General features: G+C 70.9%; 17 protein-coding genes. 6 read left to right on the top strand and 11 right to left on the bottom strand.

Annotation, left to right across the window (positions count from 1 at the left end; genetic code table 11):
• Nucleotides 1-242 precede the first annotated feature (242 nt).
• Complete coding sequence (locus tag SZ60_RS04725; protein ID WP_043594110.1) at nucleotides 243-1,502, bottom strand: PTS transporter subunit EIIC; 1,260 nt, start codon at nucleotides 1,500-1,502, stop codon at nucleotides 243-245.
• 215 nt (nucleotides 1,503-1,717) lie between these two features.
• On the opposite strand from SZ60_RS04725, the gene SZ60_RS04720 reads away from it, so the two are divergent.
• Complete coding sequence (locus SZ60_RS04720) at nucleotides 1,718-1,951, top strand: glucose PTS transporter subunit EIIB (RefSeq protein WP_043594109.1); 234 nt, start codon at nucleotides 1,718-1,720, stop codon at nucleotides 1,949-1,951.
• On the top strand, nucleotides 1,948-2,406 hold the full coding sequence (locus SZ60_RS04715) for a PTS glucose transporter subunit IIA (protein ID WP_043594107.1): 459 nt from the start codon (nucleotides 1,948-1,950) through the stop codon (nucleotides 2,404-2,406). The genes SZ60_RS04720 and SZ60_RS04715 overlap by 4 nt, the downstream gene beginning before the upstream one ends.
• Before the next feature lie 23 nt (nucleotides 2,407-2,429).
• On the opposite strand, the gene SZ60_RS04710 is transcribed toward SZ60_RS04715, so the two are convergent.
• From SZ60_RS04710 to SZ60_RS04690, 5 genes are all read right to left on the bottom strand, one after another.
• Nucleotides 2,430-3,161: a GntR family transcriptional regulator gene (locus SZ60_RS04710; protein WP_043594133.1), complete on the bottom strand. Its 732-nt coding sequence runs from the start codon at nucleotides 3,159-3,161 to the stop codon at nucleotides 2,430-2,432.
• Between the two features lie 148 nt (nucleotides 3,162-3,309).
• Nucleotides 3,310-4,827: a dihydrolipoamide acetyltransferase family protein gene (locus tag SZ60_RS04705; protein WP_043594106.1), complete on the bottom strand. Its 1,518-nt coding sequence runs from the start codon at nucleotides 4,825-4,827 to the stop codon at nucleotides 3,310-3,312.
• 10 nt (nucleotides 4,828-4,837) lie between these two features.
• Nucleotides 4,838-5,866 (bottom strand): alpha-ketoacid dehydrogenase subunit beta, encoded by a 1,029-nt coding sequence (locus SZ60_RS04700; protein WP_043594105.1) that lies wholly within the window; start codon nucleotides 5,864-5,866, stop codon nucleotides 4,838-4,840.
• Nucleotides 5,863-7,023: a thiamine pyrophosphate-dependent dehydrogenase E1 component subunit alpha gene (locus tag SZ60_RS04695; RefSeq protein WP_043594103.1), complete on the bottom strand. Its 1,161-nt coding sequence runs from the start codon at nucleotides 7,021-7,023 to the stop codon at nucleotides 5,863-5,865. Before SZ60_RS04695 ends, SZ60_RS04700 begins: the two co-directional genes overlap by 4 nt.
• 30 nt (nucleotides 7,024-7,053) lie before the next feature.
• On the bottom strand, nucleotides 7,054-8,124 hold the full coding sequence (locus tag SZ60_RS04690; RefSeq protein WP_043594102.1) for a histidinol-phosphate transaminase: 1,071 nt from the start codon (nucleotides 8,122-8,124) through the stop codon (nucleotides 7,054-7,056).
• Nucleotides 8,125-8,232: 108 nt separating this feature from the next.
• On the opposite strand from SZ60_RS04690, the gene SZ60_RS04685 reads away from it, so the two are divergent.
• From SZ60_RS04685 to purB, 3 genes are read left to right on the top strand one after another with little or no spacing between them, the layout of a single operon-like run.
• Nucleotides 8,233-8,640 carry a phage holin family protein gene (locus SZ60_RS04685; protein WP_043594100.1) on the top strand — a complete coding sequence of 136 codons (408 nt, stop codon included), beginning with the start codon at nucleotides 8,233-8,235 and terminating at the stop codon, nucleotides 8,638-8,640.
• On the top strand, nucleotides 8,637-9,143 hold the full coding sequence (locus SZ60_RS04680) for a low molecular weight protein-tyrosine-phosphatase (protein ID WP_255349702.1): 507 nt from the start codon (nucleotides 8,637-8,639) through the stop codon (nucleotides 9,141-9,143). The genes SZ60_RS04685 and SZ60_RS04680 overlap by 4 nt, the downstream gene beginning before the upstream one ends.
• Nucleotides 9,140-10,522: an adenylosuccinate lyase gene (purB, locus tag SZ60_RS04675; RefSeq protein WP_043594099.1), complete on the top strand. Its 1,383-nt coding sequence runs from the start codon at nucleotides 9,140-9,142 to the stop codon at nucleotides 10,520-10,522. The genes SZ60_RS04680 and purB overlap by 4 nt, the downstream gene beginning before the upstream one ends.
• 102 nt (nucleotides 10,523-10,624) lie before the next feature.
• On the opposite strand, the gene SZ60_RS04670 is transcribed toward purB, so the two are convergent.
• The 3 genes from SZ60_RS04670 to SZ60_RS04660 are packed head-to-tail and all read right to left on the bottom strand — an operon-like array spanning nucleotide 10,625 to nucleotide 12,283.
• Nucleotides 10,625-10,870, bottom strand: coding sequence for a hypothetical protein (locus SZ60_RS04670; protein ID WP_043594098.1), 246 nt, complete (start codon nucleotides 10,868-10,870; stop codon nucleotides 10,625-10,627).
• Nucleotides 10,867-11,565, bottom strand: coding sequence for a DUF308 domain-containing protein (locus tag SZ60_RS04665; RefSeq protein ID WP_231567051.1), 699 nt, complete (start codon nucleotides 11,563-11,565; stop codon nucleotides 10,867-10,869). Before SZ60_RS04665 ends, SZ60_RS04670 begins: the two co-directional genes overlap by 4 nt.
• Before the next feature lie 34 nt (nucleotides 11,566-11,599).
• The gene (locus tag SZ60_RS04660; RefSeq protein ID WP_156155487.1) at nucleotides 11,600-12,283 is read right to left on the bottom strand and encodes a hypothetical protein; all 684 of its coding nucleotides are present in this window, start codon (nucleotides 12,281-12,283) and stop codon (nucleotides 11,600-11,602) included.
• A 158-nt stretch (nucleotides 12,284-12,441) separates the two neighbouring features.
• On the opposite strand from SZ60_RS04660, the gene SZ60_RS04655 reads away from it, so the two are divergent.
• A complete protein-coding gene (locus SZ60_RS04655) occupies nucleotides 12,442-13,584 on the top strand; it encodes an acyl-CoA desaturase (RefSeq protein WP_043594093.1) in 1,143 nt (380 codons plus the stop codon).
• A 40-nt stretch (nucleotides 13,585-13,624) separates the two neighbouring features.
• Here the strand turns inward: SZ60_RS04655 and SZ60_RS04650 are convergent, their stop codons facing one another.
• Both SZ60_RS04650 and idi read right to left on the bottom strand, forming a co-directional pair.
• Nucleotides 13,625-13,822, bottom strand: coding sequence for a hypothetical protein (locus tag SZ60_RS04650; RefSeq protein WP_156155486.1), 198 nt, complete (start codon nucleotides 13,820-13,822; stop codon nucleotides 13,625-13,627).
• 128 nt (nucleotides 13,823-13,950) lie between these two features.
• A complete protein-coding gene (idi, locus tag SZ60_RS04645; protein ID WP_043594089.1) occupies nucleotides 13,951-14,520 on the bottom strand; it encodes an isopentenyl-diphosphate Delta-isomerase in 570 nt (189 codons plus the stop codon).
• Nucleotides 14,521-14,538: the final 18 nt, after the last annotated feature.

Here is a 14,538-nt window from a genome sequence, read left to right as displayed (position 1 = left end):
TAGCCCGAGGCGCCCGTGGCGCAACCGCTCAGCACGAGGGCCGCGGCGGCGGGCAGGACGAGCAGGGTCGGCAGCGAGCGCATCTTCATGGTCGTCACGCTATTGCTACTGATAATGATTGTCAAAACGAGGAGGCGCGGGTCGACCGAGCGCGCCTCCTCGGCTGGTCGGCACCCCAGGAATGCGCCGAGACCCCCGTGGGCGCACGGGGGTCTCGGTCACTTCCTGGGGTCTCGCCGGACCTAGGCCTTCGTGGCGGCCTCGACGGACTCGGCGCCGGCCGCGTCGTCGTCCTCGCGACCGGGTGTCTTGAGGTTCCACTTCTTGATCACGAAGCTGAACAGGACGTAGTAGACGACCGCGTACCCGAGCCCGATCGGGATCAGCCAGATCGAGTTCTGCGAGATGTTGAAGTTCAGCACGTAGTCGATCAACCCCGCCGAGAAGGTGAACCCGGTGTGGATGTCGAGCGCGTTGACCAGCATCATCGACGTCCCGGTCAGCACCGCGTGGATCACGTACAGCGGCCAGGCGACGAACATGAACGAGAACTCGAGCGGCTCGGTGATGCCCGTGATGAACGCGGTCAGCGCCGTGGACAGCATGATGCCGCCGATCAGCTTCTTCTTCTCGGGGCGGGCGTGACGCCAGATGGCCAGTGCCGCCGCGGGCAGGGCGAACATGAAGATCGGGAAGAACCCGGTCATGAACACCCCGGCGCTCGGGTCGCCGGCGAAGAAGCGGTTCAGGTCGCCGCGCACGACCTCGCCGCTCGCGTTCGTGTAGTCGCCGACCAGGAACCAGACGACCGAGTTGAGGATGTGGTGCAGGCCGGTGGGGATCAGCAGGCGGTTGGCGACGCCGTAGACGCCGCTGCCGACGACGTCGTTCGACGCGACCGCCTGGCCGATGCCGGTGAGGGCGTTGTTGAACAGGGGATAGATGAACGACATGACGACGCCGACGACCAGGCCCGTGACGGCGGTGAGGATCGGCACCATGCGACGGCCCGAGAAGAACCCGAGGAAGTCGGGCAGCTTCGTGCGGTAGAAGCGCTGCCAGATCATCGCCGAGAGGATGCCCATCACGATGCCGGCCAGCACGCCGTAGTTGATGACCTCGGGGTCGCCCGTCGGGGTCTCGCGGCCGGCGAGCACGACCGGCGACATGGCCTTGAAGACGCCGTCGATCACCATGTAGCCGACGACCGCGGCGAGGGCCGTCGAGCCGTCCGACTTCTTCGCCCAGCCGATCGCGATGCCGACCGCGAAGATCAGCGGCAGCCAGGTGAACACCGCCTGCCCGGCGGCGCCGATCACCGAGGCGCCGGTCTCGAAGCCCGGGATGGCGCCGAGCAGGTCGTCCTGCCCGAGGCGCAGCAGGATGCCCGCGGCGGGCAGCACGGCGATCGGCAGCATGAGGCTGCGCCCGAGGCGCTGCAGCACCGCGAACGCGGCCGAGCCCCTCTTCTTGGTCGGGGCCGACTCGGTCGTCGTCGTCATCAGGTGGTCCTCTCGTCGGTGAGCAGCCGTGGTGCGGGGGTGGGTGTCGTGCGGGCGGAGGCGGTTCGGGAGGCGCGGGTCGCGTCGAGCGCGGAGCCAGCCCGGTCCTGTCCGGTCATGACCAGTGAGTGGTAGTTTCCTCAGACCGACGGGTGGTGTCAACTAGGACGACCCCCTGTCACCGCGAGGGACCGACCCACGGAGGAGAACAACTCATGTCGAAAGCACAGGCCATGATCGACGGACTCGGCGGCGCCGACAACATCGAGGAGATCGAGGGCTGCATCACGCGCCTCCGAACCGACGTGCGGGACGTCTCCCTCGTCGACGACGCCGCCCTCAAGGCCGCGGGAGCGACGGCCGTCGTCCACGCGGGCGGCAGCGTCCAGGTGATCGTCGGCACGATCGCCGACTCGCTCGCCGAAGACATCAACGACCTGCTGCCGTGACCACGGTCGTCTCACCCGTCGCCGGCCGGGTGACGGCGCTCGCCGAGGTGCCCGACGCCGTGTTCGCGGGGCAGCTCGTGGGCGCGGGCGTCGCGGTCGAGCCGAGCGCGCCTCCTGCCGGCGGCCTGGTCGCCGTCGTCTCGCCCGTCGCGGGCGAGATCGTCAAGCTGCACCCGCACGCGTTCGTCGTGGTGGGGGAGTCGGGCACGGGCCTGCTCGTGCACGTCGGCATCGACACCGTCAAGCTCGGCGGCACGGGCTTCGAGCTCGCCGTCGCCGAGGGCGCGACCGTCGCGGCGGGCGACCTCGTCGTCCGCTTCGACCCGGCCGTCGTGGCCGAGGCGGGCTACTCGGCGGTCATCCCGGTCGTCGTGCTCGACAGCACCCCCGACAGCGTCTCGCAGCGGGCCGTCGGCACGACCGTCGCCTCGGGCGAGCCCCTCTTCGACCTCTGAGGCCGGCGCGTAGCGGTCGGGAGTCAGTCGGGCGTCGTGCCCGACTCGACCTGCATCTGCAGGCGGTAGCGGTCGGAGCGGTACCAGCTCTTGGCGTGTTCGAGCGGGACGTCGCCGGCGAACGAGATCCGGTCGAAGTACATCACCGGGGCGCCCTCGCTCGTGCCGAGCAGCGTGGCGACGTCGGCGTCTGCCCCCTCGGCGCTGACGGTCTGGGTCGCGCGCGTGATCGGTGTCGCGTAGTCGCCGTCGAGGATGCGGTATAGCGATCTGCTGAGGTCGTGGTCGAGGAGGCCGGGCAGGCGGTCCGCGGGATACCAGCCGTCGTCGATGCTGACCGGCACGCCGTCGGCCAGTCGCAGGCGCTTGACGTGGAACGCCGACGCGCCGACCTCGAGTCCGAGCGCGGCGGCCGTCTCGGGCGGGGGAGTCGTCTCGGCCTTGACCAGCACGACCGTGCTCGGCACGTGACCCAGCTTGGTCATCTCGTCGGTGAACGAGGCCAGGTGCAGCGTCGACTGCACCACGCGGTGCGCCACGAAGGTGCCCTTGCCCCGGACGCGGGTCAACCAGCCCTCGTTCACGAGTTGCCCCACGGCCTCGCGCACGGTGATGCGGCTGACGCCGTACTCGAGCATGAGCTGGCGCTCGCTCGCGATCGCCGAGCCGGGCTGGGACCCGGCCGCGAGGCGCTGCACGATGGAGCGCAACTGCTCGTGCTTCGGCACGGCTCCGTCGGTGATGTGCTCGGTCATGGCCCCCTCGTCGATCGCGCCCGAGGGTGGTCCCATCTGGTCATGACCGGTCGTCCTGCACTCGACGTTAGTCCACGCCGTCCCTCCCCAGCCAGGTGAGGACCCGGCCGACCGCGCCGTTCTCAGGAACGGACGGGGAGGCGCGGCGTCAGTCGAGCAGGAGCGCCGGCTCTTCGAGGACGCTCGCCACGTCGGCCACGAAGCGGCTGGCGACGTCGCCGTCGACCACGCGGTGGTCGAAGCTCGCCCCGATCGTCGTCACCATGCGCGAACGCACCTCGCCGTCGACCACCCAGGCCTTGGGCTTGATCGTGCCGAGGGCCACGATCGCGACCTCGCCCGGGTTGAGGATCGGCGTGCCGGTGTCCATGCCGAAGACGCCGATGTTGGTGATCGTGATCGTGCCGTCCCGCATGTCGGCGGGCGTGGTCTTGCCGTCGCGCGCGGTCAGCGTCAGCTGCTCGAGGGCCTGGGCCAACTCGAGCAGGCTCATCGACTGGGCCTCTTTGACGTTCGGCACGATCAGGCCACGGGGGGTCGCCGCGGCGATGCCGAGGTTGACGAAGTGGCGCACGAGGATCTCGCGGTCGGTCCAGGCCGAGTTGACCATCGGGTTGCGGCGCACGGCCCAGATGATCGCCTTGGCCATGATCAGCAGCGGCGAGACCTTGACGCCGGCGAACTGCGGCGACGCCTTGAGCCGCTTGACGAACTCCATCGTGCGGGTGGCGTCGACGTCGACGAACAGGCTGACGTGCGGGGCGGTGAACGCCGACGACGTCATGGCCGCGGCGATGGCCTTGCGGACGCCCTTGACCGGGATGCGCTCGACGCGCTCCTCGCCCCACTCGGGCGTCTCGATGTTGCGGAAGACGCTGGCCTGCTGGGCGTGACGGATGACGTCGTCGCGCGTGACCTCGCCGGCCAGGCCGGTCGGCTGGACGACGGCGAGGTCGACCTCGAGGTCCTTGGCCAGCTTGCGGATCGGCGGCTTGGCGATGATCGGCAGGGCCTGCGCGGCGGGCACCGAGGTGGTGGGGCGCCGCCGGGCCTGCTCGGCGACGCGCAGCTGCCGCGCGTCGACCTCGGTCTGCGACGGGCGACGGCGGCGGGTCGAGCCGTGACCGCCCGCGGCGCCGTAGCCCACGAGCACGGCACCCGAACCGGAGTCGGCAGGGGCCTCGGGTGCGTGCGCCACCGAACCGGTGTCGCCGTCGGCGCTGACCGCGTCGGCCGAGCGGGCCGGGGCGACGGGGGTCGAGCCCTCTGCCGACGCGGGGGCGGTGGGTGCCGCGGGTTCGGCCTGACGGGCACGCTGCGCCGAGAGCGCCTCTTCGTTCTGCGACACCACCTGCGCCGTGCGCGCGAGTCCGCCCGACTCGAGCGACTCGGACTCGGCGGCACGACCCGACGGGGTCGCGGGTGCCGACGAGTCGCCGACCCTGATGATCGGGGTGCCGACGTCGACCGTGGTGCCCGGTTCGACGAGGATGCTCTCGACCACACCGGCGTAGGGCGACGGCAGCTCGACGAGCGACTTCGCGGTCTCGATCTCGACGAGCACCTGGTTGATCTCGACGTTGTCGCCGGGGGCGACCTTCCATTCGACGATCTCGGCCTCGGTCAGGCCCTCGCCGACGTCGGGCAGGGTGAATTCGCTGGTCATGTCGTGACTCCTAGTAGGCCAGGGCCCGGTCGACCGCCTCGAGCACGCGATCGGCGTCGGGCAGGTACTGCGTCTCGAGCTTGGCAGGAGGGAAGGGGGCGTCGAAGCCGCTGACGCGCAGCACGGGCGCCTCGAGCGAGTAGAACGCCTTCTCGGCCACGGTGGCGGCGATCTCGGAGCCGACCGAGACGAAACCGGGGGCCTCCTGGGCCACCACGAGACGCCCGGTCTTGCGGACCGACTCGAGGATGGGCCCGTAGTCGACCGGCGAGAGCGAGCGCAGGTCGACGACCTCGGCCGAGACACCCTCGGCTGCCGCGATCTCGGCCGCCTGGAGCAGCACGCTGACCATCGCTCCGTGCCCCAGCAGGGTGACCTCGGTGCCCGTCCGGACGACACGGCTCGCGTGCAGCGGCGCCTGCGGGTCGCTCAGGTCGACCTCGCCCTTGGGCCAGTAGCGGCTCTTGGGCTCGAAGAACATGACGGGGTCGTTCGACGCGATCGCCTCCTGGATCATCCAGTAGGCGTCGTGCGGTGTGCTCGGGCTGACGACGCGCAGGCCCGCCGTGTGGGCGAAGTACGCCTCGGGGCTCTCCTGGTGGTGCTCGACCGCGCCGATGTGTCCGCCGTAGGGCACCCGGATCACGACAGGCATCGTGACCGCACCCTCGTGACGGTTGGTCATCTTGGCGAGCTGCGACGTGATCTGGTCGAAGCCGGGGTAGATGAAGCCGTCGAACTGGATCTCGCAGACCGGGCGGAAGCCACCCATCGCGAGTCCGATCGCGGTGCCCACGATGCCCGACTCGGCGAGCGGGGTGTCGATGACGCGCTTCTCGCCGAACTCGGCCTGCAGCCCCTCGGTCACACGGAAGACGCCACCGAGCGTGCCGATGTCTTCTCCCATCAGCAGGACGCGCGGGTCGTCGGCCATGGCCTGGCGGAGTCCGGCGTTGATCGCCTTGCCGAGCGGCATGGTCTGCACGGAGGCGCGGGTCGACTCGACCGTGCCGGTCGGGTTCTCGGCGGTGTCGGTCATGCTGCCCCCTCGTCGGTGGTCACGGTCTCGCCCGCGTCGCCGAAGCTCTGCTCGTAGGTCGCCAACCACTGCTTCTGTTCGGTCATCAGCGGGTGCGGCTCGGAGTACACGTGGTCGAAGATGAGGCCGCGGTCGGGGTTCGGCAGCGAGACCGTGCGCCGTCGGACGTCGGCTCCGAGGTCGTCGCCCTCGGTCTCGAGGTCGGCGAAGAACGCGTCGCCCTCGCCTCGGTTGCGCAGGAAGGCCTCGAACCGCGTGATCGGGTCACGGGCGATCCACGACTGCAGCTCGTCGTCGGTGCGGTACTTGGTGGGGTCGTCGGACGAGGTGTGCGCGCCGACGCGGTAGGTGAGCGCCTCGATGAAGCGGGGCCCACCGCCGCCACGGGCGGCCTCGAGGTCGCGGCGGCTGACGGCGTAGCTCGCGAGCACGTCGTTGCCGTCGACCTGGGTGCCGGGGATGCCGAAGCCGCCGGCGCGGGCGACGAGGGGCGTGCGCGACTGGCGTGCGACCGGCACGCTGATCGCCCACTGGTTGTTCTGCAGGAAGAACAACTCGGGGGTCTGGAAGCTCGCGGCGAACACCAGGGCCTCGCTGACGTCGCCCTGGCTGGTCGCGCCGTCGCCGAAGAACGTCACGACGGCCTGGTCGACCTCGGGATCGCCCGTGCCGCTCTTGCCGTCGAGGCCGAGCCCCATGGCGAAACCGGTCGCGTGCAGCGTCTGCGAGCCGATGACCAGCGTGTAGATGTGGAAGTTCTGGTGCTCGGCGGGGTTCCAGCCGCCGTGCGTGTGCCCGCGCAGCAGGCGCAGGATGTCGACCGGGTCGATGCCGCGGGACAGGGCGACCGCGTGCTCGCGATAGGACGGGAAGAGGTGGTCCTGCGGACGGGTGGCGTGGGCCAGGCCGACCTGGGCCCCCTCTTGGCCGTGGCTCGGCACCCACAGGGCGAGCTGACCCTGGCGGGCCAGTGCCGCGGCTTCGCGGTCGAACCGACGGGTCAACACCATGTCGCGGTGGAGGGCGCGGAGCCCGTCGTCGCCGAGGGCGTCGACGTAGGGGCGGAACTCGTCGGCCGCGGCCGACTCGACCACCTCGCCCGACGGCGACAGGAGCTGGACGGGCGGGGGCGCGTCGGTCGCTTCGGAGGAAGACATGGCGTCCAATCTATTCCGCGGCATATGCCGTCACCGGGATGTGAGGTCGGCGACCTGCTGGGCGGCGTGCAACAGCTTGTCGACCGACGACGGCTCGCCGATCGTGACGCGGACGCCCTCGCCCGCGAACGGCCGGACCACGACCCCGTGGTCGGCGAACACCTGGGCCGCGGCGGCCGTGTGCTCGCCCGTGGCGAGCCAGACGAAGTTGCCCTGGGCCTCGGGGACCGTCCACCCCTGGTCGATCAGGGCGCGTCGCACCTGGTCGCGCAGCAGGACGATGCGGTCGACCCGCGCGAGCAGCTCGTCGGCGTGGTCGAGCGAGGCGAGGGCCGCGGCCGCGCCCTGCTCGGTGACGGCGAGGGGGATGGCCGTGGCCCGCGCGGCGTCGAGCAGGTAGGAGGCGCCGATCGCGTACCCGACGCGGAGTGCGGCCAGCCCGTACGCCTTGGAGAAGGTGCGCAACAGGACGAGGTTCGGGTGCAGCTCGGTGAGCGTCTCGCCGTCGACGGCCGTGCTGTCGGTGACGAACTCGGCGTACGCCTCGTCGAGCAGCACGAGCACGTCGTCGGGCACCGCGGCCATGAACGACTCGAACTCGCTCGTCGACACCGTGGTGCCCGTCGGGTTGTTGGGAGAGCAGATGATGACGACGCGGGTGCGGTCGGTGACGGCCGCGGCCATGGCCTCGAGGTCGTGGCCCCCGTCGGCCCGCAACGGCACCTGGACGCTCGTCGCACCGGCCACCGTGACGAGCCCCGGGTAGGCCTCGAACGAACGCCAGGCGTAGACGACCTCGTCGCCGACCGAGGCCGCGGCGAGCACGAACTGGGCCAGCAACGAGACCGACCCCGCGCCGACGTGAACCTCGTCGACGGTGACGCCGAACCGGGTGGCGAGGGCCGTCCGCAGGGCCGTCGCCGAGGCGTCGGGGTAGCGGTTGAGCGAGACGGCGCCACGGACGGCCTCGACGACCGAGGGGAGGGGCTCGAACGGGTTCTCGTTCGACGACAGCTTGAAGGCGTCGGGGGACGCCTGCTTGCCCTGGCGGTAGGGCGGGAGGGCGGCGATCTCGGGACGGAGTCGGACGGGAGTGGTCACGCGGTCAGCCTATGGGGCGGGGGCCGCGTCGCGGCAGGGCACCGCGCCTCCTCGGGGGATCCGGTCGGGCACTACCGCCCGTGGAGGAGAGGTCGGCATGATGGGGGCATGACCCGATTCGTCGTGAGGCTGCTCATCAACGCGGTGGCCCTGTGGCTCACCACGCTGCTCGTGTCGGGGGTGACGGTGACGCCCTACGGAGCAGGAGGCACCCCCGAGACGATCGTGACCTTCCTGCTGCTCGCCCTGGTCTTCGGCATCGTCAACGGCGTGGTCGGCACGGCGATCCGGGTGGTGGCCTTCCCCCTCTACGTCCTGACGCTCGGCCTGATCGCGTTGATCGTGAACGGGCTGCTGCTGCTGATCGTGGCGTGGATCTCGGATCTCTTCGGCTTCGGGTTGACGATCGACGGTTTCTGGTGGGGCGTGATCGGTGCCGTCGTGCTCGCGGTCTTCGCCTGGGCCATCGGCGTCGTCGTCCGTCCCGTGGTCGGGCGGGGTGACCGGAAGCGGTGAACCGGTTCCGCATCTGCTTCGTCTGCACGGGCAACATCTGTCGTTCGCCCATGGCCGAGACGGTGCTGCGCTCGCTCGCCGACGACGCGGGCCTCGGCGACCGGGTCGAGGTCACGAGCGCGGGCACCGGCGACTGGCACGTCGGCGAGGGGGCCGATCCCCGCACCGTCGAGGCCCTGGAACGCCGCGGCTACGATGGTTCCCGGCACCGGGCGAAACAGTTCGAGGCCGACGACTTCGCGCGCTACGACCTCGTGGTGGCGTTCGATCGCGGCCAAGAACGCATCCTCCGGGCCTGGGCAGGCGACGACGCCGACCGCTCGAAGGTGCAGCTGCTGCTCACCTTCGCTCCCGACGCGGCGCCGACGGGCGGCGGTCTCGACGTCCCCGACCCGTACTACTCCGACGCAGGACTCTTCGACGAGGTGCTCGACATGGTCGAGCGCGCCTGCTCGGCCCTCTTCCGCCAGATCGAACCCGCACTCCGCAAGGGACAGTCATGACGTTGCCTCCTCAGCCCCTCAGCCCGCTCGACGGCCGCTACCGCTCGTCGGTCGGCACGCTGGGCGACCACCTCAGCGAGGCGGGGCTGAACCGGGCCCGCGTGCACGTCGAGGTCGAGTGGCTCATCGCCCAGACCGACCGCCGCGCGTTCGGCTCTGCCCCGCTCGACGACGAGCAGAAGCGGGCACTGCGGGCCGTCGTCACCGACTTCGGCCAGGCCGCGATCGACGAGCTCGCCGGCCTCGAGGCGACGACCCGGCACGACGTCAAGGCGGTCGAGTACTTCGTCCGGGCCCGTCTGGCCGAGCTCGGGCTCGACGAGATCGCCGAACTCACCCACTTCGCCTGCACCAGCGAGGACATCAACAACCTCTCGTACGCGGTCACCGTCAAGGCGGCCCTGTTCGACGTCTGGCTGCCGGCCTTCGACGCCGTCCTCGCCGCCCTCACCACCTGGGCCACCGACGCGCGCGACGTGCCGATGCTCGCGCACACCCACGGGCAACCGGCGACGCCGACCACGGTCGGAAAAGAGTTCGCCGTCTTCGCGCACCGCCTCCAGCGACTGCGCTCGCAGATCGTCGGCACCGAGTTCCTCGGCAAGTTCAGCGGGGCGACCGGCACCTTCTCGGCCCACGTCGTCGCCGACCCCGGGCTGGACTGGCCCGCGACGGCCCGCGCCTTCGTCGAGGACGCCCTCGGGCTGACCTTCAACCCGCTGACGACACAGATCGAGTCGCACGACTGGCAGGCAGAGCTCTACTCGCGCGTCGCCCACGCCAACCGCGTGCTGCACAACCTCGCCACCGACGTGTGGTCGTACATCTCGATGGGCTACTTCACGCAGATCCCGCAGGCGGGGGCGACCGGGTCGTCGACCATGCCGCATAAGATCAACCCGATCCGCTTCGAGAACGCCGAGGCCAACCTCGAGATCTCGTCGGCACTCTTCGACTCGCTGGCCTCGACCCTGGTCACCAGTCGCCAGCAGCGCGACCTCACGGACTCGTCGGCCCAGCGCAACATCGGGGTCGCCTTCGGTCACTCGATGCTCGCGCTCGACAACCTGCGCCGTGGCCTCGGCGAGATCGCCGTCGGCACCGTGACGCTCGAGTCCGACCTCGACTCCAACTGGGAGGTCCTCGGCGAGGCCATCCAGACGGTGATCCGTGCCGAGGTCGTCGCCGGACGCTCGTCGATCGACGACCCGTACGCCATGCTCAAAGAGCTCACCCGCGGCAAGCGCGTCGGGCAGGCCGAACTGGTCGCGTTCGTCGAGGGCCTCGACGTCTCCGACGAGGCGAAGCAGCGCCTCGTGGCGCTGACCCCGGCGACCTACACGGGCATCGCGTCGCAGCTGGTCGACCACCTGGCCTGACCCCAGGAGGTGCGGGCCGGCCCGTCAGGACGGCCCGCGCACCCGAGGGCGCCGCGCGACGGAGCAGCGGCCGAGAGGCAGCGGCAGTCGATCCGCGTCGCGTCAGTGGCCGCGCGGCTTGTCGGCGTCGTCGATCTCGTGGCGTTCGTCGTCGTTGGGCTTGGCCGCGAGGGCGAGCATGGCGATGGTGACGAGCGCGACGATGAAGCCGATGCAGAGGAAGATCAGCGCGAGTTGCAGGTCGCGCGTCGTCATGAGGACGACGAGGCCGACGAAGGCGGCGAAGACCCCCGACAGGCCGAGGAACTCGGCGGGGCGGAACCGGTCGCGCCAGGTGGGGTGGGTCATGACGTTCGTGCCTTGTCGTCGGGGGTGTCGGCAGCGGCCGGGTGACCGGTCTGCCATTTGAGCGAGAGGCCGGCGATCACGAGGAAGACGCCGACCAGGGCGCCGTAGGCGCCCAGGATGCCGACGAGCACGGTCGAGGACGTCAGTTCGCCCTCGATCTGCTCGATGCCGCCGAGCTGCTGGCTGTAGTCCGGCGGGACGACGAGGAAGACCACGGCCAGGGCCAGGGTGAGCACGCCGACGGTCGTCCAGTCACGGGCGAGCGGCGAGCGACGACGACGGCGCAGGCCGGTCAGCAGTTCGAGGACGCCCGTCAGCACGGCCCAGGCCGTGACGAAGGCGACCAGCACGGGCAGCTGCCCGTGCGAGAAGACGAGGCAGAGAGCGCCGATCACGGCACCGACGACACCCTGGAGCACGGCGATGGTGCGGCTCGATCGGTCGGACAGGCGCAGGGCCGAGCCCGCGGCGAGCACGACGCCGCCGACGACCGCCGACGACCCGAAGGCGAGCAGGCCGACCTGCGGTGAGTGATCGGGGGTGAAGGTGATCGCGGCGGCGGCCGCGAGGGCGGGGACGGCACGCAACACGGGCACGGGCCAGTACGCGGAGGGCGAGGGGTCGACGCCCCGGTCCGAGGGGTCGGGCGACGCCACGGGGGCGGTCGCGCCGGAGTCGTGGTGCGCAGGCGTCACGAGACCTCTTTCACGGGTGGGGGACCCGCCGAGTTTACCGCGCGCTCCTGAACGCCAGGCGGCGGGCGGTGCCGAAGGTCAGTGGCCAGCCGCGGCCCCTGAGCGTCGTGAGTTGACGGGCCATGCCGGAGGGCGTCACCCGCAGCACCCCCTCGGACTCGAGCGACAACCCGGTGAGCACGCCGTCCATCACGCGTCGGGTGGAGGCCAGCCCCTCGGCCGTGTGCAGCTGGTCCGCGATCAGCACGCCGGCCGGCAGGCGGCTGACCCGGGTGTAGGCGGTCGTCGTGTCGGCCCAGGTGGATCGCCAGTCGGGTCCGACCTCTTTGACGCACTCGATCAGGCGGGCCGTCGCGACGTCGGGGTCGGGGTCGTCGACGGTGAGCAGTCGGTAGTACGTGCGCCGGACGCCCGCGGTGCTCATGAAGAGCAGGTCGACGTAGCCCGCCACGACCGAGGCGGGCCGCGGCCCGGTGCCGACGACGGTGCCCCCCGTGACCCACGAGCCGTGGCCGTCCTTGGCGTCGGGCCAGGTCTCGACGAGCACCTCGAGCCCCGAGATCTCGATCTCGCGTACCGGTGCGGCCGAGGCCGCGGCCTCGAGGGCGCGGTGCCGCAGCCCGTGCCCCTGTCGGGCGTCGCGCTCGCCCGTGCGGTAGGGCACCTGCTCGAGGTCGTGGACCACCCCGCTGAGACGCTCGACGAAACTGGCTGTCACGTGTGACAGGTTACGTGTGACATGCGAGTGAGGGCAAGCGCGTCACGACACGGCGATCTCCCGACACCTTCCCAGCCCACGCCGTTACGTTCGCAGCATCTTCGGGCCGCCTCCGGCCCATCCACCCGGCTGAGAAGTCGACCAGCCGCGGGAGCCCGATGACCGCCACCGTCCCCACGACCCCCCGAACCTCGTACCCGCGCATCGTCCACGCGCCGGCAGGTGCCGCGCCCGCCGGGTTCCGACCCACCGTCGCGGGTCAGGTCGGCAAGCCGACCAGCACCTACTCGAGCCTGCTCAAGTCCGTGCGCGAGGCGGGTCTGCTGCAGCGCCGCACCGGCTTCTACGTCACGGTCTTCGTCGTCCTCGTCGCGTGCCTCGGCGGCGCGGCCACCGGGTTCGTCCTGTTGGGCTCGAGCTGGTTCCAGCTGTTGATCGCCGCTGCCCTCGGCGTCATCCTCACGCAGTTCGCGTTCCTCACGCACGAGGCCGCGCACCGCCAGGTGTTCGAGTCGGGCACGCGCAACGACAAGGTCGGTCGCGTCCTCGCGGCCGGCGTCGTGGGCATCAGCTACGCGTGGTGGATGACCAAGCACAGCCGCCACCACGCCAACCCGAACACCAAGGGCAAAGACCCCGACATCGCGTTCGACACGATCTCGTTCCTCGAAGAGGACGCGGCGAAGCAGCGCGGCGTGCTCGGCTTCGTCACCCGTCGTCAGGGCTACTTCTTCTTCCCCCTGCTGCTCGGCGAAGGCGTCAACCTGCACGTGACGTCGTTCCGCACGCTGCTCGGCCGCGACAAGGTCGAGGGCCGCGCGCTCGAGATCACGCTGATCGCCGTGCGACTCGTCGCCTACTTCGGCGTCGTCTTCTGGTTCCTGCCGCTCGGCATGGCCTTCGCCTTCATCGGCGTGCAGATGGCCGTCTTCGGCCTCTACATGGGATCGTCCTTCGCCCCGAACCACAAGGGCATGCCGATCATCCCCGAGGGTGCGAAGGTCGACTTCCTGAGCAAGCAGGTGCTCACCTCGCGCAACATCACGGGCCGGCACTCGACGGCCTTCATGGGCGGGCTGAACTACCAGATCGAGCACCACCTGTTCCCGAGCATGGCGCGTCCGAACCTGCGCGCGGCCAGCGCCCTGGTGAAGGCGCACTGCGCCGAGCACGGCATCCCCTACACCGAGACGACGATCGGCAAGTCGTACGCGATCGTGATCCGGTACCTCAACCGCGTCGGCCTCTCGGCCCGCGACCCGTTCGACTGCCCCGCGGCGTACGCCATGCGTCCGCGCTAGGCCGCGTCGAGCACGGAGAGCGCAGGAGGCGCGGGCCGGGTCAGGCGGACCGGCTCGCGCCTTCGTCGTCCCCGAAGAAGTCCGCGTAGCGGACGGGACGTGCGTCGCCCGACGCGGCCCCCGCCTCCCGGGTCGCCGAGGAGTGGTCGCGGTCCCCGACCGCTCGGGACTGGTGCTTGGGGTAGGGGTGGATCGCGACCGGGGACGTCGTCGCGTCCCTCGTGTAGGTGGAACCCACGGTCGCCTCCCGTCGCGGGCCGGACGTCGCATCCGGTCCCTCGATCGCCACGATACGAGTGCGCGAGGCCGTTCGCGAGGGGCTTGTCAGGCCCCTCGGCGGGGGCTACCGTTGAAGGTTCGGTGCTCTCAGGCGGGCCAGGCGGCCAGCTGCCAGCCCAACCAGGGCGAGAACGCGAACGGCGCGGCCGCGACCGCGTCGCGCAGCTCGGCGGGCTCGACCCAGGCCCATTCGGCGACCTCGTCGGGCGAGGGGTCGGGCAGGCCCACGGCGCGGGCCGTGAAGACCGGGCAGATCTCGTTCTCGACCACGCCCGAGGCGTCGGTGGCGAGGTACCGGAACTCGGGCAGGATCACCTCGACGTCGCGGACCTCCATGCCGAGCTCTTGGTGGGCGCGCCGCATCAGCGCCTCGGCCGGCGTCTCGCCGGGGGCGGGGTGGCCGCAGAACGAATTGGTCCAGACGCCGGGCCAGGTCTTCTTCGACAGGGCGCGACGGGTGACGAGGACGCGGCCGAGGTCGTCGGTGACGTGGCAGCTGAAGGCCAGGTGCAACGGCGTCGTGGCGGTGTGCACGGTCGCCTTCGCGGTCGTGCCGATGGGCGTGCCCTCGTCGTCGAGCAGCACCACGAGCTCGTCGTGCGCGCCGGGGCGGTCACCGGACGTCGGCTGGGGATGCGTCGAGATCTCACGGGTCATGAGAGGTAGTCTGCCCTG

Origin of the sequence: Frigoribacterium sp. MEB024 (assembly GCF_000878135.1) — a bacterium.
Lineage (GTDB): Bacteria > Actinomycetota > Actinomycetes > Actinomycetales > Microbacteriaceae > Frigoribacterium.
The sequence above is the reverse complement of the archived record's forward strand: the minus strand, read 5'-3'. Positions and strand labels throughout refer to the sequence as shown.

What these genes read in the sequence shown, in the direction of transcription:
- SZ60_RS04725 (WP_043594110.1), bottom strand. Translation starts at nt 1,502, where the DNA reads ATGACGACGACGACCGAGTCGGCCCCGACCAAGAAGAGGGGCTCGGCC.
- SZ60_RS04720 (WP_043594109.1), top strand. Translation starts at nt 1,718, where the DNA reads ATGTCGAAAGCACAGGCCATGATCGACGGACTCGGCGGCGCCGACAAC.
- SZ60_RS04710 (WP_043594133.1), bottom strand. Translation starts at nt 3,161, where the DNA reads ATGACCGAGCACATCACCGACGGAGCCGTGCCGAAGCACGAGCAGTTG.
- SZ60_RS04705 (WP_043594106.1), bottom strand. Translation starts at nt 4,827, where the DNA reads ATGACCAGCGAATTCACCCTGCCCGACGTCGGCGAGGGCCTGACCGAG.
- SZ60_RS04700 (WP_043594105.1), bottom strand. Translation starts at nt 5,866, where the DNA reads ATGACCGACACCGCCGAGAACCCGACCGGCACGGTCGAGTCGACCCGC.
- SZ60_RS04695 (WP_043594103.1), bottom strand. Translation starts at nt 7,023, where the DNA reads ATGTCTTCCTCCGAAGCGACCGACGCGCCCCCGCCCGTCCAGCTCCTG.
- SZ60_RS04685 (WP_043594100.1), top strand. Translation starts at nt 8,233, where the DNA reads ATGACCCGATTCGTCGTGAGGCTGCTCATCAACGCGGTGGCCCTGTGG.
- purB (WP_043594099.1), top strand. Translation starts at nt 9,140, where the DNA reads ATGACGTTGCCTCCTCAGCCCCTCAGCCCGCTCGACGGCCGCTACCGC.
- SZ60_RS04670 (WP_043594098.1), bottom strand. Translation starts at nt 10,870, where the DNA reads ATGACCCACCCCACCTGGCGCGACCGGTTCCGCCCCGCCGAGTTCCTC.
- SZ60_RS04655 (WP_043594093.1), top strand. Translation starts at nt 12,442, where the DNA reads ATGACCGCCACCGTCCCCACGACCCCCCGAACCTCGTACCCGCGCATC.
- idi (WP_043594089.1), bottom strand. Translation starts at nt 14,520, where the DNA reads ATGACCCGTGAGATCTCGACGCATCCCCAGCCGACGTCCGGTGACCGC.